The organism is Pseudomonas sp. FFUP_PS_473, assembly GCF_002858665.1.
In the GTDB taxonomy this organism is placed as follows: domain Bacteria; phylum Pseudomonadota; class Gammaproteobacteria; order Pseudomonadales; family Pseudomonadaceae; genus Aquipseudomonas; species Aquipseudomonas defluvii.
In genome coordinates, this window is sequence record NZ_PJQQ01000031.1 from 24950 (window position 1) to 43279 (window position 18330).

Below are 18330 nucleotides of genomic sequence, written 5' to 3' on the forward strand. Positions count from 1 at the left end.
GCAGGCTGGCCTGCGATGGCGCCGGTGGGGTGTCAGTGGGTTAGCGGCGTCTGCATCGCAGGCAAGACCTGCTCCTACAACTTTGGACTGCCCACCAAGGGTTGGATTTGTGTCCAATTTCTCGGGGGCAGTCCACCTGTGGGAGCGGGCTTGCCCGCGATGGGGGCCGTGGTGTATCAGCAGGTGCGCGGCGCCCGCATCGCAGGCAAGACCTGCTCCTACAACTTGGACTGCCCACCAAGGGTTGGATTTGTGTCCAACTTCTTGGGGGCAGTTCACCTGTGGGAGCGGGCTTGCCCGCGATGGTCAATTGACGAACTTCAGGTCCGAAGGCGCATCCTGGGCAAGCTTCTGCACAGTCTTGCCCAGCAGGCCGGTGTGCCGGTCACGCTGGATGACCACGATCTGGTTGCTCTTCTGGTTGGCAACCAGCACATAGCCACCGCTCGGGTCGAGGCTGAACTCGCGAGGATGATCACCTTCCACCGAGCGCCGTTGCAGCGGCGTCAGCGTACCCAGGGCCGAGTCGATTGCGAACACCAACAGCTCGTTGGCGGTACCGCGATTACTCACGTACAGGAAGCGCCCGTCCGGCGAGAGGTGCAAGGCCCCCGCCGCTTTGCTGGCCGGCGCCTGAGAGTCGCTCAAGGGCAGCCGTTGACGCTCGATGAGTACGCCATCCTGTACATCGAACACCACCACTTCGGCACTCATCTCCAGGGTCAGGTAAGCCTGTTTGCCAGTGGCTGCGAACACCAGATGGCGTGGCCCGCTGCCCGGCGGCAGGTTGACCGCCGCAGGGCGGGCCGGGCTCAAGGGGCGCTCGGGGTTGGCGCTGTCGTAGCGATAGATGAACACCTTGTCGGCGCCCAGGTCGCAGGCATACAGGTAGCGCCCATCCGGCGACGACACCGCCGCATGCACATGGGAGCCGGACTGGCGCTCCGGGTTGACGTAGCTGGGCGGATGGCGTTCTTGCTGCACCACCGGCAACAAGCGCCCGTCTGCCGCCACGGGCAGCACCGACAGGCTCCCGCCCGGGGTTGGCTGCACCGCATAGTTGGCAACGAACAGGTAGCGGCCGTCATTACTGAGGCTGGCGTGGGTCGGCTCGTCACCCAGGCTGTCGAGCCGGCTCAGCGGGCTTATCGCACCGCTGCCGGGGGCAAGCGCAAAGCTGCTGACCTGGCCATGCCCGGCGCCGTTTTCGTTGACCGCAAACAACAGGCGACGGTCACTGGACACGACCAGCCAGGACGGGTTGACGCTCTGCACCACCTGCAGCGGCTCTGGCTCGATCTGCCCGCTCTGGCTGTCAAAGCGGTAGCGATAGATCCCCTCGCTGCTGCCCTGGGTGTAGCTACCGACCAGCAGTTCGTGGCCTTGCGCCGTAGCCGTCATGGCAACAGCACTATTGATCAATAGACACGTCAGCAGACGTTTCATCGTCATCCTCTTCCGAGGCGCGCAAGGCACTCATGCACACCAGACGGTGCTCGACACCGTCGGCCGCGATCAACCAGTCGCCGCCGTCCGCGCGGGCGGCATTGATCTGCTCAATGCTGAACTGCCAGCGTTTGAGTGCACGACCATCCATGCATTCAACCTGCAGACCGGTCTCATCGAAGGTGAAATCAAAGGCATGCAGGCCGTCGATCAACAGCATGTCGCTGGCTTGCAGGGCGTGGGAAAGGGTCGTCATGAGAGAGGTATCATCGTGCGGAAAAGCACAATGATACTCCAATGCAAACAACATCGCCGGCACCCCAGCCCCCGTAGGGGCCGGCGTTGCCGGCGATGCGCTCAACCGAGGCGATCAATGGGCGAAAATCGACCCACCCTCCTTGCCCACCAGTTTCTCCGGCTTGATCAGGAAACGTGCCAGTGCCGGCAACAACCACAATGCGCCGAACATGTTCCAGAGCAACATGAAGGTCAGCATCAAGCCCATGTCAGCCTGGAACTTGATTGCCGAGAAGATCCAGGTCGCGACGCCAATGGCCAGGCACAAACCGGTGAACAGCACCGCCTTGCCGGTGGACTTGAGGGTTTGATAGTAGGCCTCTTGCAGCGGCAGCCCGGCGCGCAGGAAACTCTCCAGGCGACTGTAGATGTAAATGCCGTAGTCCACACCGATACCCACCCCCAGCGCCACCACAGGCAGGGTCGCCACCTTCACACCGATGCCCATGAAGGCCATCAGCGCATTGCCCAGCACCGAAGTCAGCACCAGCGGCAGCACGATGCACAAGGTCGCGGCAAACGAGCGGAAGGTGATCATGCACATCACGGCCACACAGATGTAAACCAGGATCAGGATGGTCAGCTCGGCCGACTTGATCACGTCATTGGTCGCGGCCTCGATCCCGGCATTGCCCGCTGCCAGCAGGAACTCCAGGCCGTCCTTGTTGTGTTCATCGGCGAAGGTCTGGGCCGCCTTGATCACGCGATCAAGGGTCTCGGCCTTGTGATCGTTGAGGAACACCAGCACCGGGGCCAGCGAACAGTCGCTGTTGTACAAGCCATCGGCACGGGAGATCGAACTGTTCAGCACATCCGGGTTGCGCGACAAGGTCTCCCATTTCAGGTTGCCCTCGTTCATGCCCTTGATGACCTGCTTGGACACCGTCACCAGTGAAATCGCCGATTGCACGCCCGGGGTGTTTTCCATGGTCCACATCAACTCATCGACCGGCGCCATGGTCGAATAGACCGAGCAGCCTTCGGGTGGCGTCTTGACCATGATCACCAGCACATCCGAGCTGGTCGAGTAGTTACTGATGATGAAACGGTTGTCCAGGTTATAGCGCGAGTCAGGACGTAGTTCAGGCGCTCCCTGGTCGAGGTCACCGATCTTCAGGTTCTGGCTGTACCAGAGGCCACCACCGAACGCGAACAGCGCCAGCACCACTGACACAGGCGCTACCTTGGCACTGGCAAAACCGGACAGCAGCCGCCAGAACGGGTGCTCACGCGTGGCATCGCGCTTGCTGCGCTCGATAGCCTTCTTGCTGATGCCGACATAGGAGATCGCCACCGGCAGCAGGATCAGGTTGGTAAAGACGATCACCGCCACACCGATGGAGGCACCAATGGCCAACTCGCGAATCACCCCGATATCGATGATCAGCAGGGTGATGAAGCCCACCGCGTCGGCCAGGATGGCAATCATCCCCGGCAAGAACAGTTGGCGGAAGGTTCGCCGTGCAGCGGTCAGGGCATTGTCGGCATCGCTGGACTGCAAGGCGATACCGTTGATCTTCTGCACCCCATGGGAAATGCCGATGGCGAAGATCAGAAACGGCACCAGCATCGAGTACGGATCCAGGCCAAAGCCCACTGCGTGCATCAAGCCCAACTGCCAGACCACCGCCACCAGGGTGGTGATCAGCACGGCGATGGTGCTACGGATACACCAGGTAAACCAGTACAGCAGCACCCAGGTGATGGCCAGGGCGATGCCGAAGAACATCGCGACCATCATCAGGCCATCGATCAGGTCGCCAACCTTCTTGGCGAAACCGACGATGTGGATTTTTACATTGGGGTTCTGTGCCTGGAACTTGTCGCGGATCTTCTCTTCCAGCTGATGGGAGAACTGCTGGTAATCCAGCTTGATCTGCTTGCCCTGGTCCTGCGGGTCGGGGTAGGACTCCAGCAGCGGTACATCGACAATGCTGGACTTGAAGTTGTTGGCCACCAGACGGCCTATCTGCCCGGACTTGAGCACGTTGCTGCGCAATTCATCCAGGCTGTCGGCGGAACCATCGTAGGTCTTCGGAATGACCTCGCCACCGGCAAAACCTTCTTCGGTCACCTCGGTCCAGCGAACGTTCGGGCTCCACAACGACTTGAGCGCAGAACGATCGACACCGGGAATGTAGAACACCTCATCATGGATCTGACGCAGGGTTTCCATGTAGTGCTTGTCGAAGATATCGCCATCGACTGCCTCCACCGAGATACGCACCGTATTGCCAAGGTTGGCCAGGTCGTTACGGTGCTCGAGCATTTTCTCGATAAACGGATGCTCAAGCGGGATCATTTTCTCGAAGCTGGTCGAGGGGCGGATCAAGGTGGCCTGCCAGAACAGGAACAGGCTGACGACCAGGCAGATGAAGATGACAGCAGGCCGGTTGTTGAAAATCAGGCGTTCAAGAACCGACGCCTTGTCGTGATGGTGCTGGTGGGTGCCGAACGATTCCCGACTGGTCATGGTTGTACCCTCTCAGCGCCAGATGACGTGGCAACATGGACGCCGCCCTGGCCTACCAGAATCAGCTTTCCATCCGTGACTGCGCTGGCAGCCGCCAGCGCGATACGATCGGCCCGGTTATAGACACTGAAGCTTGCACCATCGTCGGTGCTGCGCAGGACGCTACCGCCATTACCGACCAGCACCAGGCTGCCATCGTCCAGAAGCGTCGCGCTGGACAAGCCGAACTCCAACTGCCCGCGTTCGGCATGCAGGGGAATGGTTTGCCAGGTGTCGCCAAAGTCGGTGGAGCGGAACAGGTTGCCGCGCAAGCCATAGGCCAGCAGCGTGCGTGCTTGCGCCGTACCGACCACACCGAACAACGAGCCCTGGTAGGGCCCTTCCACCCGGTTCCAGGTTTGCCCAGCGTCGGCTGAGCGGAACATCACGCCCTGCTCTCCAACGATGAACAGCCCTGCATCCTTCACCGCCGCGATGCCATTGAGGTGCAGTTGATCTTCGTTATCCAGACGGTCGCTGACCTCTTGCCAGGCTGCGCCGCCATCAACGGTTTCAAGCAGAGCCCCATAAGCCCCCACAGCAAAACCGTGCTGCGCGTCCTGGAACCACACATCCAGCAAGGGCGCTTCACGCTTGAGGTCTTCGAATTGCTTGCTCCAGGTCGCGCCGCCGTCACTGCTGGCGAGGATCTGCGCATCATGGCCTACCGCCCAGCCATGGAGGGCATCGGCAAAGTAAACCGCAGTGAGCATCTGCCGGGTGGGCACCCGTGCCTGGGTCCAGGTCTGCCCCTGGTCATCGGAGAAAAGGATGTGGCCACGGTCACCAACCGCTACCAGCCGGGCGCCGGCCTTGGTGACGTCAAGCAACAGACTGCGAGCGGCCTTATCGGACTCAATGGCGTAGACCGTTGCCGAGGCTGCAGACTCCTGCGCCTGCGCCGCCTCGATAGCATTGGCAAACATGCCCAGGGCCAACGCCAGAAGGCTGCTGCCAACCAACACGGTCGGCCCCCTGCGCCCTTGTCCTGCACCATACCCGGTGCGCGCCATGACGGGCTCACCCATAGATCTCTCCCCCGATTTAATTGTTATTTGGGTCAAATCCAGTTGCGGGCACAGCCAAAAACCCTGTTCCAGAGCCCCGCAATAGCTGAGAACCATCCTATCGGGGTTTAGAAAGGGCTGACAACGAACAAGACGTTATCTTTTGTTAAGCGCGGGAAAGGAGGCTGCGGGCGCGTGGCGCCTGCATCGTTGGCAAGCCAACGCCCACAGGGCCTTGTGTAGCCCTGTGGGCGCCAACTTGCCGGCGACGGCATCAGCGAAAGCAGACGCCGACAAGCGTGTCAAAAACCCGATCAAGCCAGGCTTTTGCTGACCACTTCATAGACATCACTGGACAGCGCGCCGGAGGCAAGAATGCGCTCCAACTCACCCTTCATCAGCGCCTGACGCGCAGCGTCGTACTTGCGCCAGCGAGTCAGCGGTGCCAGTTGCCGCGAGGCGATCTGCGGGTTGAGTGCATTGAGTTCAATCACCAGGTCCGCCAGGAAGCGGTAGCCGGAACCGTCTGCCGCATGGAAGTTGACCAGGTTCTGCCCGGCAAACGCACCAATCAGGGCGCGCACCTTGTTCGGATTCTTCATCGTGAAGGCCGGATGCTGCATCAGTGCTTTGACTCGCGCCAAACCGCCCGGCAAGGTGCTGGCCGCCTGGACGCTGAACCACTGGTCCATCACCAACGGATTGTCCTTGAAGTGGTCGGCGAACGTCTCCAGCGCCTTGGCCCGCTCGGCCTCGAACGACGAGTTGACCAACACGGCCAGCGCGGTCAAACGCTCTGTCATGTTGTCACACGCGTCGAACTGCTCCAGGGTCGCTTCCAGCACCTGTGGTTTGCCACTGAGCATCAGGTAGGACAACACGATGTTCTGCAGGCTGCGACGGGCAAAATGCTCGGCTTCGGCCACATACGCGGTCGTGCGCGACACCGCGCGATTGGCTTGGTAACGGGCCCACAGTGCGTCGAACAACTGCTCGGACAGTTGTTTGCGGGCGAATTCGCGGGCCGCATGGATAGCATCGACATCCGCCACTTCACTGATTTCAGTGAGGTAGGCCTCGCTGGGCAGCGAAAGCATTTCAGCGACCATCGCCTGATCCAGTTGATCATTGCTCAGGACGCTGCCCAGTGCAGTTACCAGGCGCGGGTCGAGTACCAGCTTGGCGCCCTGTTTGTACTGTTCGATCAGCTCTTGCAGGACCTGCACCGACAACTGCTGGCCGGCTTCCCAACGGTTGAAGCCGTCGCTGTCATGCTGCATCAGGAACATCAATTGGTCGCGGTCATAGGGGAAGCTCAGCTTGACCGGTGCGCTGAAGCCACGCAGCAATGACGGCAGTGGCTTGGCCGCAACATCGACAAAGGTGAAGGTTTGTTCAGCCTCGGTAACTGACAGTACGCGGGTGGTGCCCTCGGCCGCCGCCTCACCGAGCAGACGCAGTGGCAAGTCATTGCCCTGGGCATCAAGCAGGCCCAGCTCTACAGGAATGACGAAGGGCTGCTTTTCCTGTTTGTCCGGGGTTTGTGGATAACTCTGCCGGAAGGTCAGGCTGTAGGTCTGCGCTGCGCTGTCATAGGCATCGCTGACCGCCAGGCGTGGCGTGCCAGCCTGGCTGTACCAGCGTTTGAACTGGCTCAGGTCGACGCCGTTGGCATCTTCCATGGCCTTGATGAAGTCGTCACAGGTGACCGCCTGGCCGTCATGACGCTCGAAGTACAGGTCACTGCCCTTGCGGAAGCCTTCAACGCCCAACAGGGTACGCACCATGCGCACCACTTCCGAGCCCTTCTCGTACACGGTCAGGGTGTAGAAGTTGGAAATTTCGATGAAGCTGTCCGGGCGCACGGCGTGAGCCATAGGGCCGGCATCTTCGGCAAACTGGTGGGTACGCAGGTAGGCCACGTCTTCGATACGCTTGACCGTACGCGAGTTCATGTCAGCCGAGAACTCGGCATCGCGGAACACCGTGAAGCCTTCCTTGAGCGACAACTGGAACCAGTCACGGCAGGTCACGCGGTTGCCTGACCAGTTGTGGAAGTATTCGTGGGCGACCACCGCCTCGACACGCTGGTGCGCAGCGTCGGTGGCGGTTTCGGCGCGGGCCAGTACGCAACTGGAGTTGAAGATGTTCAGGCCCTTGTTTTCCATAGCGCCCATGTTGAAGTCGTTGACCGCAACGATCATGAAGATGTCCAGGTCGTACTCACGCCCATAGACCTCTTCATCCCAGCGCATGGACTTCTTCAGGCTGGTCATGGCGTGCTGGCACTTGTCGATGTTTTCCGGCTCGACATAGATACGCAGGGTGACGTCACGCCCCGACTGGCGAGTGAACGTGTCTTCGACACACCACAGGTCGCCCGCCACCAGCGCAAACAGGTAGGCCGGTTTCATGAACGGGTCTTCCCAGGTCGCCCAATGCCGGCCGTCTTCGCCAGGCCCGGTGCCGACCGGGTTACCGTTGGACAGCAGCACCGGGTAGCGATGCTGCTCGGCAATCACCGTGGTGGTGAATTTGCTCATGACGTCCGGACGGTCGAGGTAATAGGTGATCTTGCGAAAGCCCTCGGCTTCGCACTGGGTGCAGAACATGCCGCTCGACTTGTACAGGCCTTCCAGCGCGGTGTTGCTTTCCGGATGGATCTTGACCGAGGTGTCGAGGGTGAAGCGCGCCGCCGTTGGCTGCAGTGTCAGGTGACTGTCGCTCAGCTCATACTCGGTAGCGCTCAGTTCGCGGTCGTCGAGCTGCACCGACAGCAGTTCCAACTGCTGGCCATCCAGCACCAACGGTGGCAAGCCAGCGCCCCGCGCCGGGTTGCGGCGCATGACCAACTGCGCGTGGACCAATGTGTGGTCCTCGAACAACTCGAAGGTCAGGTGGGTCTCGTCGATCAGGTATTCGGGAGCCTGATAGTCCTTGAGGTAAATCACTTGCGGCTGTTCGGTACGCATGTGGCGATCCTTTTACTGATGCACGGCGAGTTGATAGGCCGTGTATTTGCGAATATTGATCACGCCGGTGTCGAAGATCAGGTACTGGCCCTTGATGCCCAGCAGCGTGCCTTCAGCCAGGGGATTCTTGTCCAGGTTGAAGCTGACGATCTTGCTCGGATAGGCCTCGACCGGATAGCGAATGTCGACGGTTTGAGCATCTGACAACGGTTGAATGGCCTGCAGGCCAAAGCGTGCGTGCATTGCCTGGAGGCCCTCGGCGCACTGCTCGAACAGTTGATCGCGCACGGCGACCAGGTCCACCGCCTCGGCATCGCCCTTGAGCAACGCACGCCAGTTGGTACGGTCCGGTACATGGGCGCGGAACAGGTCCTCGACCAACCCTGACTGTTGCCGCGTGGCCACACGCATGATCGGCAGCGCCTGGCTGGCGCCCTGATCGAGCCAGCGGGTGGGCAACTGGTTGGCTCGGGTGATGCCGACCTTGAGCCCGGACGAGTTGGCCAGGTAGACGATATGATCCGTCATGCAGAACTGTTCGCCCCAGGCCGGCTCGCGGCAGGTGCCCTGGTCGTAGTGACACTTCTCCGGGGCCATGATGCAGACGTCGCACTGGGCCAGCTTGCTCATGCAGGGGTAACAGTAACCCTGGCTGAAACTGGTCTTGGTCTTGCGCCCGCAATGGATGCAGTGAATTGCCCCCAGGTACTCGAGGCGCACGGTGGTTCCCAACAAGGGGTTGACCGGTACTTCGCTGTCGCCAAGACGAAACGCGTACTGAACCAGGGGCGTCTCAAGACGCGCCGACATTTTGCTGATGGATCCGCGACCGAGCTCGATCAATGGAGCGCATCCGACTTGAACAGAATGTTCGGCACCGGTGCCGACTTCGACGCGCATTCCTGCGGGCCCATGTAGCCGGTGCGCTGCTCTTCCGGCAGGTTCTGCATTTCCCAGGCAATGACGGCCTGCAACGACAGTTCTTTCTGCTCGGCGGTGAGCTTGCGCCCGTCGGACCATTTACCGATTTCCACGGCGAGCTTCAGGCTCTCGTAGATTTCCGGGGTAATGTTTTCGATCATTTGCGAAAAAGTGGACATAGCGTCTCCCAAAATCAAGTCGTCAGTTTACGCCGGGCCAGCGCCCCGCCCAAGAGCCCGCTCAGACAACCGACCAATAACCCACCGACATGGGCGGCGTTGGCGATCTGGCCGAAGCCGAGCAAACTGACAAGGCCGGACAGGCACAGCAACAGCCAGATCAACATCATGACCAACACCCCGCGCGGCATGCGATAGAGCGGGTTGGGCGCGAGCCACTGGTACAACCAGATATACCCCAGCAGGCCGTAAAGCACCCCGGACAAACCGCCAAACAGGCTCGGCCCACCGAACAGGTACTGCGCAGCGTTGGACACCACGCCAAACAAAAGCGTCAGGCCGAGCATGACCCAAGCGCCCTGGCGCCACTCGATACGGCGGCCCAGCTCCCAAAACCACATACCGTTCATGGCCAGGTGCAATAGGCCGAAATGCACCAGCATCGGTGTTGCCAGGCGCCACCATTGGCCAGCGGCCAGGCTCTCGGCCAGCGGTGTGAAGTACAGGTAGTCACCGTGCACGGTGAAATCGAGAAACGTCAGCCAGCTCAAGGTCGAGAGGTTGTCACCCAGGCCGGTCAAGCCCGCCACCACCAGGCATAGCAGCAAGATCGCCGTTGTCGCCTTGCTCGCGCGAAGCTGATCGATAAAGCCGGGGCGTGTCGGTTCACTGTTCGGTAAAGACTCGGCGGCAAACTCAGCATTGCCTTCAGGGAAGCGCTGATACAACGCCAGCACCTCGCCCGCCAGCGGCTCGCTGACCCATAACACCTGCTCGCCGCCCTCCTCACTGACCCGGTGAGGCACCTGCAGGCGCCTCAGCAGGCCGATGAACCCGCTCAGGTCGATGCTCAACGGCAAGCGCAGCACCTCGACCACATTCACCACGCTCATACATTGGCCTCCGGCCGCTCGACATCGACCCAGACGAACTTGTGCGGATCGAGCCGGGTTTCATTGTCCAGCCGATAGGCCACCAGCTTGCCGTACAGTACGGCGCTGTAGTCCAGGCAAGCCAGGTTGGGGCGAATCGGCGCGGGCTTGCCGCTGCGCCAGTAATGGCCGACGAACAGCATAGGCTCGTCCTCACCGTAGCGCAGCAGGTTACTTTTCTGCGTGTGGGTCAGTGGCGTGCTGGCAACCTGCTCGGGCAAGGCATCGGGTTGGAAAACGATGTCGCCGTAGGTCTGCGGGTCTTCTTCCCAGAACTTGGTCCGGAAAAATGCTCGGGTCAGGCCATCGCCACCGGTCAGGGTCAAGCCGCCCGGCAAGCGCATGTCGGTACCCCGCAACAGGCGATTGCATACGACAGAGGCAAAGCTGTCGGACACCGCCGACGCTTGGACAAAACGCTCGTCGATACAACCGTTCGGACGCTCCTGGCGCAGCGGCTCGATCAGGTTGGCGTCCCAACAGGCGTGAACCAGGCGGAAACGCCCGGCATCGAGGAACAACGGCAGCTCATAGAACCAACCGAGGAAATCGTGCCAGTCACCAGGATGCTGGGCGAACTGGGTGAGTGTTGCGTCAATCAGGTGGGCATGACGTGGGGTGTGTTCGCGCACATAGGTCTTGCCACTGCCCGGCAAGGCCGGCGTGCTCCAGCCCAGCGCGCTGAATTCGTGGTTGCCCATGATGCAACGGGCCTGACCGGCCTCGACCATGTCATGAACAAGGTGCAGCGCCTCGCGGATCCGTGGCCCACGGTCAATGATGTCGCCCAGAAACAGTGCCTGACGCTGCGAATGCCGCCAGACACCTCCCAGGCGTCTGTAGCCAAGGGTTTCCAGCAGGTGTTCAAGGGTTTGGGCGCACCCATGTACATCACCGATCAGATCGTAACTGCGCGCGGGATCGAGCATCAGTCGCCTCCACCGCCCAAACGGCTGCCCCAGCCGAGCTTGGTTCTGCACACCTCGTAGTAATTGTGGTCCAGCGGATGAATCAAGCGCAGCTTTTGCGGCTTTTTGTTCACCGTGATGGTGTCGCCTGGGGCGCAGGTAAAGTGGTTCTGGCCGTCACAGGAAACCTGCGGGTAAATCTGCAGGTCCTTGGACACGACGATCTTCAGCTCGCTGTTGCCATCGACCACGATCGGTCGCCCGGACAGCGTGTGCGGGTACATCGGCACAATGACGATAGCGTCGAGCTTGGGGTGCATGATCGGCCCGCCCGCCGACAGCGCATAAGCGGTCGAGCCGGTCGGGGTGGCCACGATCAGGCCGTCGGCCTTCTGGCTGCAGACAAACTGGCCATCGATGTAGATCTCGAACTCGATCATGCGTGTCGACTTGCCCGGATGCAGCACCACGTCGTTCAGTGCATCACCCTGGCCAATGGCCTCGCCATGCCGACGGACTTCAGCCTGAAGCAGGAAGCGGTTTTCCACCAGGTAATGGCCATCAAGCACTTCGGCGACCTTCACCTCCAGCTCATCGGGCCGGATATCGGTGAGAAAACCCAGGCTGCCGCGGTTGATCCCCAATACCGGAATGTTGTGACGGGCCAAGGCCCGGGCAGCACCCAGCAGGCTGCCATCGCCACCGACCACGATGACCATGTCGCAGACTTCGCCAAGCAGCTTGCGCGACGAAGTTTGCAGGCCATGCCCTGGCAGCACTTCGGCGATGGTGTCCTCAAGGATGACGTGCAGATGCCGCGCCAACAGGAATTTTTTCAGTCGGCGAATGGTATCGAGTACCTGGGAACTGCCAAGGCGACCGATGATACCGATATTGCGAAATTGCTCCATGGGGCTCCTGCAAGGCTCTGCGGCGGGTGAAATGGCCAGTGGGCGAAAGACACCGATTATGGGCGAAAGCGCTGTGCAGCGGCAAACGCTGGCGTTTTTTCGCACTGCAGCGGGCATCAGGGCTATGCTCGCAGAATGAACCCATTTCCTGACCTGACCGACCTGCCCCGCCAACTGCGCCAAGCGCAAGTGCGTGATCTGGCCTGGGTCATCCTGGCCCCGCCCATGCTCAGCGCCACGCCGTGGCCTCAACGCCACCCGCTGCAGGGCAGTGACTGGGTACAACAACCGACGCACCTGAGCCAATGGCTGCAGCGCCTGGACCAGGACAGCAGCGCACTGCTGCTCTGGCTGGCACAGGCCGCCAACCGTCGACTTGGCCTGTACTACGAACGCCTTTGGCAGTTTGCCCTGCATCACGCCCCCGGGATCGAACTGCTGGCCGCCAACCTGCCGATCCGTGACGGTGGGCACACGCTGGGCGAACTGGATATCCTCCTGCGTGACCGCGACGGGGTACATCACCTGGAGTTGGCCATCAAACTCTACCTCGGACCACAGGCAGGCGACGGCAGCGATCCGGCGCAGTGGCTTGGCCCCGGCTGTCATGACCGCCTTGATCTTAAACTGGCCCATCTGGCACAGCACCAGCTTCCCATCTCGGCCCGCGCCGAGAGCCGCGAAGCCTTGGCGGCGCTGGACATCGCGCAGCTCAGCGCACACCTATGGCTGGGCGGTTACCTGCTCTACCCTTGGCCGGGTCATGCCGTATCGCCACGCGGGGCCCACCCCGAGCACCTCAAGGGGCGCTGGCTGCACCAACGCGACTGGCCGACGTTCTTTGCGCAGAGCCCAAGCGGCCGCTGGCAACACCTGCCGCGCCATGCCTGGCTGGCACCGGCGCGCTACCCGACTGAACAGACCTGGACGGCCGAGCACCTGCAGGCCTGGCTAAGCGCCCTCGATCCAATGGCCCCTGCGCAACTCATGGTAAGGCTGGTGGAAACCGGGCCCGGCGCTTGGGAAGAAGCCGAGCGCGTGTTTCTGGTGGCGGATACCTGGCCGAATCTGCCCGGCTGACACACCCCTGGCGACGTCTAGACAACCGTCAAACGCAGTGCCAGCGCCATCAGGGTGAGTAGCAGCACCGGCACGGTGAGCACGATGCCGACCTTGAAGTAGTACCCCCAACCAATGTGCACCCCTTTACGCTCCAGCACATGCAGCCAGAGCAGGGTCGCCAGGCTGCCGATCGGGGTAATTTTCGGCCCCAGGTCACTGCCAATCACATTGGCATAGACCATCGCTTCCTTGACGACCCCAGTGGCCTGGCTGGCGTCGATGGACAAGGCGCCAATCAGTACGGTCGGCAAGTTGTTCATGATCGACGACAGGACGGCGCTGAGCAGCCCGGTGCCCAGTGCCGCCCCCCAGACACCGGAGCGGGCGAACGTGTCGAGCCAGGTGGCCAGTTGCCCGGTCAACCCGGCATTACGCAAGCCATACACCACCAAGTACATGCCCAGCGAGAAGATCACGATATGCCAAGGGGCTTCCTTGAGGACCCTGCGTGTGGAAATGGTGTGGCCGCGGGCGGCGACCAGCAGCAAGACAGCCGCACACACCGCCGAGATCGCGCTGATGGGAATGCCGAGCGGCTCCAGGGCAAAACACCCCAGCAGCAAGATCAACAACACCAGCCAGCCGGCCACAAAGGTGGCCGGGTCTTGAATCGCACTGCGTGGCCGATCCAGTTGCAACGGGTCGTAATCGCGCGGAATGTCACGTCGAAAGAACCACATCAGGATACCCAGGGTGGCCGCCACGCTAACCAGGTTCACCGGCAACATGACGGCAGCATAACGGTTGAAGCCGATGCCGAAGAAATCCGCAGAAACGATGTTCACCAAGTTAGACACGACCAATGGCAAGCTGGCGGTGTCGGCCACGAAGCCCGCCGCCATGACGAATGCCAGAGTCGCCGCTGGCGAGAAACGCAAGGCCAGTAACATGGCGACAACGATAGGTGTAAGGATCAGCGCTGCGCCGTCGTTGGCAAACAGTGCCGACACCAGCGCCCCCAGCAACACGATGTAAGCGAACAGCCGCCGCCCGCTGCCACGCCCCCAACGCGCCACATGCAGGGCCGCCCAGGCGAAGAACCCCGCTGCATCAAGGAGCAGGCTGATGATGATCAACGCAATGAAGGTACCGGTAGCGTTCCAGATGATCTGCCAGACCACCGGAATATCGCTCCAGTGCACCACACCGCTGATCAGCGCCAACAACGCCCCGAACGTCGCGCTCCAGCCGACACCGAGGCCCTTGGGTTGCCAGATCACCAGGGTGATGGTCAGCAGGAAGATCAATGACGCCATCAGCATGAGACAACAGCCTTGCAGAAAGTAGAGGGGAAAAGACGGCGGATTTTAACGAGTGTTCGTTTGGTCACTAACGAAATTTTGCTGCTATTTCTCCTATGATCTCTGAAACAAACAATTACAGTTAATGCCCAGCGCCAAGCAAGAGCGCGAAACACGACCTGATAACGAGGAGCTCATATGACGCTAACCAACACCCGGGACCGCTACGGCAGTCTGTCGATTGCCCTTCACTGGCTGATGCTGATACTGCTGGCAGCGGTGTACGCCTGTATCGAGCTACGGGGTATGTTCCCCAAGGACAGCGCCGAGCGCGCCCTGATGAAAGACCTGCACTTCATGCTCGGCCTGAGTGTCTTTGTGCTGGTCTGGCTGCGCCTGTTGCTGCGCGTCATCAGCCCGACACCCCGTATCGAACCTAACCCACCGGCCTGGCAGCGCGGCCTGGCCACACTGATGCATTGGGCGCTGTACGCGATGATGATCGGCTTGCCTGTGGCCGGCTGGCTGATTCTCAGCGCCAGCGACAAACCGATCCCCTTCTATGGCTTCAACCTGCCCGCCTTGATTGCGCCAGATCCAGACCTGGGCAAGCAGATCAAGGGCTGGCATGAGCTGATTGCCTCGCTGGGCTACTGGCTGATCGGCCTGCACGCCCTGGCTGGGCTGTATCACCACTATGTCAGCCGCGACAACACGCTGCGGCGCATGCTGCCAAAAGGCGACTAAACCAGCCCCCGACGGCCTTGCAGGCCACCGGTGTGCAGGAATATCAGCCGCGTGCCGGGCGCGAAGGCGCCCTGTTCCACCTGCTCGTGCAAGGCGAGCAGGGCTTTCCCCGTGTACAGCGGCTCCAGAGGAAGGCCCGACTGCACTTCGCTCGCCTCAATGAACGCCAACAGTTCTGCATCGACCCTGGCAAAACCTGCGCGGCTGGCGTCGTGCAGCACGTAACCTGCCTGGCCTGCTCCCAGCAGCCCATCGACCTGTGCGGCAACACCATGATCCCCGGGCACAGCCAAAGCACCCTGCACCCAGTGCGCGCCTGTTTCAGCCGCCACCAGACCGGCCAATGTGGTACCGGTCCCGACCGCCAACCACCAGCCATCGTAGTCAGGCCAACCCAGTGCCGAGAGCTGACATCGCGCCTGCTCTACAATCTGCGCACACCCTTTGACCCCCAACGCACCACCGCCGCCTTCCGGTACACAATGCCAGCCAGGATAGCGGGCGTGCCAAGGCGCCCAGAAGCCCGGTTCATGCCGCGCCCGATAGCCGCCATAACCCAGCCAGTGCAGCTCCATGCCGAAGGCGCGCAGGTCACGTACCGTTGGTGTGTCCTGCGGATGACCGCGCAGCAACCCGACAGTAGCGAAACCAAAGCGCAGGCCTGCCGCCGCGAGTGCATGAAGGTGATTGGAGTACGCGCCACCGAGGCTGATGACGCCAGGAGCCCCTGCCGCACGGGCCTCACGCAGGTGCTCCAGCAGTTTGAACCACTTGTTGCCGCTGATCAGCGGGTCGATGAGGTCAAGGCGCAGCACCGCCGCTTCAACACCGGCACGGCTCAACCAGGGCAGTGACAGCGGCTGGAGTGGGGCCAAGGGAAGTGAATCGAACATTCCGACAACAAACTCGGTACAGGGCGGGAAGCGCAGTCTAGCGCACCCCGCCGTACCTGCCGCATCAGAGTTCGGCAGCCAGCCGTGAGCCCTGATTGATTGCGCGCTTGGCATCCAGCTCGGCCGCAACATCGGCACCACCGATCAGGTGCACCGACTGACCGGCGGCGTGCAAGCCATCGTATAGCTCACGCAGCGGATCCTGGCCGGCACAGATAACCACGTTATCGACTGGCAGAACCTGCGGCTCGCCCTCGCCAATACGGATATGCAGCCCTTCATCGTCGATGCTCAGGTATTCGACATTGTTGAGCATCTGCACCTGCTTGTTTTTCAAACCCGTGCGATGAATCCAGCCGGTGGTCTTGCCCAGACCATCACCCACCTTGGATTTCTTGCGCTGCAACAGAAACACCTGACGGGCCGGCGCATGAGGTTGCGGATGTATCCCGGCAACGCCACCACGGGCCTGCAAGGTGGTATCAATGCCCCACTCTTTCCAGAAAGCCTCACGATCCTGACTGGTCGCTACTCCCTGGTGAACCAGGTATTCGGACACATCAAAGCCGATCCCACCGGCACCAATGACCGCCACGCGCTGGCCTACCGGCTTGCGCGCCAGCAAGACGTCCAGATAGCTCAACACCTTAGGGTGCCCGATACCGGGAATAGCCGGCAGACGCGGTGCGATACCGGTAGCGAGAATGACCTCATCGTAGCCGCCCTTGAGCAGTTGCTCGACACTCATGCGCTGCTCAAGGCAAACCTCGACACCGGTGGTCTGCAGCTTGCGCTTGAAGTAGCGCAGGGTCTCATAGAACTCTTCCTTGCCCGGCACACGCTTGGCCACATTGAACTGGCCGCCAATTTCACTGGCCGAGTCGAACAGGGTGACCTGATGCCCCCGCTCTGCAGCCACCGTGGCAGCCGCCAGGCCCGCCGGACCTGCACCGACCACCGCAATTTTCTTCAACAGGCGGGTCGGCAGGTAGTTGAGCTCTGTTTCATGACAGGCACGCGGGTTGACCAGGCAACTGGTCAGCTTGCCGCCAAAGGTGTGATCCAGACACGCCTGGTTGCAGCCAATGCAGGTGTTGATTTCGTCAGCACGACCGGCAGCGGCCTTGTTGACGAACTCCGGGTCCGCCAGGAACGGACGCGCCATGGAGACCATGTCGGCATCGCCCTCAGCGAGGATCTGCTCAGCGATTTCCGGGGTATTGATACGGTTGGTGGTGATCAGCGGAATCTTCACCGAACCGCGCAACTTGGCGGTGACCTTGCTGAAGGCGGCACGCGGTACCTTGGTGGCAATGGTCGGAATACGCGCTTCGTGCCAACCGATACCGGTGTTGATCAGCGTGGCGCCAGCCTGCTCGATGGCTTTGGCCAACTGCACGATTTCGTCCCAATCGCTGCCCCCCTCGATCAGGTCGAGCATCGACAGGCGGAAGATGATGATGAAGTTCGGCCCGACCGCTTCACGCACCCGACGAACGATCTCCACCGCCAGACGCATGCGGTTCTCGTAACTGCCACCCCAGCGGTCAGTACGATGGTTGGTATGGGCGGCGAGGAACTGGTTAATGAAATAACCTTCCGAGCCCATGATCTCGACGCCATCGTAGTCGGCGCTCTGTGCCAGCGTCGCACAGGTTACGAAGTCCCGGATCTGTTTCTCGATCCCCTCCTCGTCCAGCTCCTTGGGCTTGAACGGGTTGATCGGTGCCTGAATGGCACTGGGTGCGACCTGCTTGGGGCTGTAGGCATAACGCCCGGCATGAAGGATCTGCAGGCAGATCTTGCCACCGGCTTCATGCACCGCCTGAGTCACGATACGGTGTTTCTGGGCTTCCTCCGGCGTGCTCAGCTTGGCCGCACCGGCATACACGCCCCCTTCTTCGTTCGGGCCAATACCGCCGGTCACCATCAGCCCCACCCCACCCCGGGCGCGCTCGGCAAAATAGGCCGCCATGCGCTCAAAACCACCCGGTCTTTCTTCAAGGCCGGTGTGCATCGAGCCCATCAGGGTGCGGTTGCGCAACGTGGTGAACCCCAGGTCCAGCGGAGCCAACAGATGCGGGTATTGGGCAGCGGCCATAACGTACTCCACAACAAGCGTTAATCACGGAATGCAGGCCTCTCACCCGGAGGTGGAACCCGTCAGTTATCTGAGGTCGACATTAAAGAGCTGTTACCCGTCGCTCAATGACCGAAAGTGACAACTTATTGATCCAACCGC

At 61.2% G+C, this 18330-nt stretch carries 15 protein-coding genes; 2 read left to right on the forward strand and 13 right to left on the reverse strand.

Annotated features, from left to right (window positions below; translation table 11 throughout):
• Positions 1–306: 306 nt before the first annotated feature.
• The 10 genes from CYD26_RS19300 to CYD26_RS19345 all read right to left on the reverse strand — a co-directional run bounded on the left by CYD26_RS19300 (position 307) and on the right by CYD26_RS19345 (position 12085).
• Positions 307–1446, reverse strand: coding sequence for a lactonase family protein (locus CYD26_RS19300; RefSeq protein WP_102053343.1), 1140 nt, complete (start codon positions 1444–1446; stop codon positions 307–309).
• On the reverse strand, positions 1412–1702 hold the full coding sequence (locus CYD26_RS19305) for a DUF5629 family protein (protein ID WP_102053360.1): 291 nt from the start codon (positions 1700–1702) through the stop codon (positions 1412–1414). Before CYD26_RS19305 ends, CYD26_RS19300 begins: the two co-directional genes overlap by 35 nt.
• Before the next feature lie 114 nt (positions 1703–1816).
• Positions 1817–4216 (reverse strand): RND family transporter, encoded by a 2400-nt coding sequence (locus tag CYD26_RS19310; RefSeq protein ID WP_102053344.1) that lies wholly within the window; start codon positions 4214–4216, stop codon positions 1817–1819.
• Positions 4213–5283 (reverse strand): YCF48-related protein, encoded by a 1071-nt coding sequence (locus CYD26_RS19315; protein ID WP_102053345.1) that lies wholly within the window; start codon positions 5281–5283, stop codon positions 4213–4215. Before CYD26_RS19315 ends, CYD26_RS19310 begins: the two co-directional genes overlap by 4 nt.
• Positions 5284–5576: 293 nt before the next feature.
• Positions 5577–8234, reverse strand: a complete 2658-nt coding sequence (gene pepN / locus CYD26_RS19320) for an aminopeptidase N (RefSeq protein WP_102053346.1) — start codon at positions 8232–8234, stop codon at positions 5577–5579.
• A 12-nt stretch (positions 8235–8246) separates the two neighbouring features.
• A complete protein-coding gene (locus tag CYD26_RS19325; protein WP_102053347.1) occupies positions 8247–9077 on the reverse strand; it encodes a DUF2797 domain-containing protein in 831 nt (276 codons plus the stop codon).
• Positions 9074–9334 (reverse strand): YeaC family protein, encoded by a 261-nt coding sequence (locus CYD26_RS19330; protein ID WP_065758578.1) that lies wholly within the window; start codon positions 9332–9334, stop codon positions 9074–9076. The genes CYD26_RS19325 and CYD26_RS19330 overlap by 4 nt, the downstream gene beginning before the upstream one ends.
• Before the next feature lie 14 nt (positions 9335–9348).
• Positions 9349–10218 (reverse strand): rhomboid family intramembrane serine protease, encoded by an 870-nt coding sequence (locus CYD26_RS19335; RefSeq protein ID WP_102053361.1) that lies wholly within the window; start codon positions 10216–10218, stop codon positions 9349–9351.
• Between the two features lie 5 nt (positions 10219–10223).
• The gene (locus CYD26_RS19340) at positions 10224–11195 is read right to left on the reverse strand and encodes a metallophosphoesterase (RefSeq protein ID WP_102053348.1); all 972 of its coding nucleotides are present in this window, start codon (positions 11193–11195) and stop codon (positions 10224–10226) included.
• Complete coding sequence (locus CYD26_RS19345; protein WP_102053349.1) at positions 11195–12085, reverse strand: NAD(+) kinase; 891 nt, start codon at positions 12083–12085, stop codon at positions 11195–11197. Before CYD26_RS19345 ends, CYD26_RS19340 begins: the two co-directional genes overlap by 1 nt.
• A 135-nt stretch (positions 12086–12220) precedes the next feature.
• Here CYD26_RS19345 and CYD26_RS19350 point away from each other — a divergent pair, with 135 nt between their 5' ends.
• Positions 12221–13165, forward strand: a complete 945-nt coding sequence (locus CYD26_RS19350; protein ID WP_102053350.1) for a DUF1853 family protein — start codon at positions 12221–12223, stop codon at positions 13163–13165.
• A gap of 17 nt (positions 13166–13182) precedes the next feature.
• Here CYD26_RS19350 and CYD26_RS19355 read toward each other — a convergent pair whose 3' ends face one another.
• The gene (locus CYD26_RS19355) at positions 13183–14469 is read right to left on the reverse strand and encodes an arsenic transporter (protein WP_102053351.1); all 1287 of its coding nucleotides are present in this window, start codon (positions 14467–14469) and stop codon (positions 13183–13185) included.
• Between the two features lie 177 nt (positions 14470–14646).
• Between CYD26_RS19355 and CYD26_RS19360 the strand changes: the two genes are divergently transcribed.
• Positions 14647–15195 (forward strand): cytochrome b, encoded by a 549-nt coding sequence (locus tag CYD26_RS19360; protein WP_102053352.1) that lies wholly within the window; start codon positions 14647–14649, stop codon positions 15193–15195.
• Here CYD26_RS19360 and CYD26_RS19365 read toward each other — a convergent pair.
• Complete coding sequence (locus CYD26_RS19365) at positions 15192–16088, reverse strand: 1-aminocyclopropane-1-carboxylate deaminase/D-cysteine desulfhydrase (protein ID WP_102053353.1); 897 nt, start codon at positions 16086–16088, stop codon at positions 15192–15194. The genes CYD26_RS19360 and CYD26_RS19365 overlap by 4 nt on opposite strands.
• Before the next feature lie 64 nt (positions 16089–16152).
• Positions 16153–18189: an NADPH-dependent 2,4-dienoyl-CoA reductase gene (locus tag CYD26_RS19370; RefSeq protein WP_102053354.1), complete on the reverse strand. Its 2037-nt coding sequence runs from the start codon at positions 18187–18189 to the stop codon at positions 16153–16155.
• Positions 18190–18330 lie beyond the last annotated feature (141 nt).

Bases quoted from the DNA above. Each gene is read 5' to 3' on its own strand.
- CYD26_RS19330 (WP_065758578.1), bottom strand. From the start codon at position 9,334: ATGTCCACTTTTTCGCAAATGATCGAAAACATTACCCCGGAAATCTAC.
- CYD26_RS19350 (WP_102053350.1), top strand. From the start codon at position 12,221: ATGAACCCATTTCCTGACCTGACCGACCTGCCCCGCCAACTGCGCCAA.
- CYD26_RS19305 (WP_102053360.1), bottom strand. From the start codon at position 1,702: ATGACGACCCTTTCCCACGCCCTGCAAGCCAGCGACATGCTGTTGATC.
- CYD26_RS19310 (WP_102053344.1), bottom strand. From the start codon at position 4,216: ATGACCAGTCGGGAATCGTTCGGCACCCACCAGCACCATCACGACAAG.
- CYD26_RS19300 (WP_102053343.1), bottom strand. From the start codon at position 1,446: ATGAAACGTCTGCTGACGTGTCTATTGATCAATAGTGCTGTTGCCATG.
- CYD26_RS19365 (WP_102053353.1), bottom strand. From the start codon at position 16,088: ATGTTCGATTCACTTCCCTTGGCCCCACTCCAGCCGCTGTCACTGCCC.
- pepN (WP_102053346.1), bottom strand. From the start codon at position 8,234: ATGCGTACCGAACAGCCGCAAGTGATTTACCTCAAGGACTATCAGGCT.
- CYD26_RS19345 (WP_102053349.1), bottom strand. From the start codon at position 12,085: ATGGAGCAATTTCGCAATATCGGTATCATCGGTCGCCTTGGCAGTTCC.
- CYD26_RS19355 (WP_102053351.1), bottom strand. From the start codon at position 14,469: ATGCTGATGGCGTCATTGATCTTCCTGCTGACCATCACCCTGGTGATC.
- CYD26_RS19315 (WP_102053345.1), bottom strand. From the start codon at position 5,283: ATGGGTGAGCCCGTCATGGCGCGCACCGGGTATGGTGCAGGACAAGGG.
- CYD26_RS19360 (WP_102053352.1), top strand. From the start codon at position 14,647: ATGACGCTAACCAACACCCGGGACCGCTACGGCAGTCTGTCGATTGCC.
- CYD26_RS19370 (WP_102053354.1), bottom strand. From the start codon at position 18,189: ATGGCCGCTGCCCAATACCCGCATCTGTTGGCTCCGCTGGACCTGGGG.
- CYD26_RS19340 (WP_102053348.1), bottom strand. From the start codon at position 11,195: ATGCTCGATCCCGCGCGCAGTTACGATCTGATCGGTGATGTACATGGG.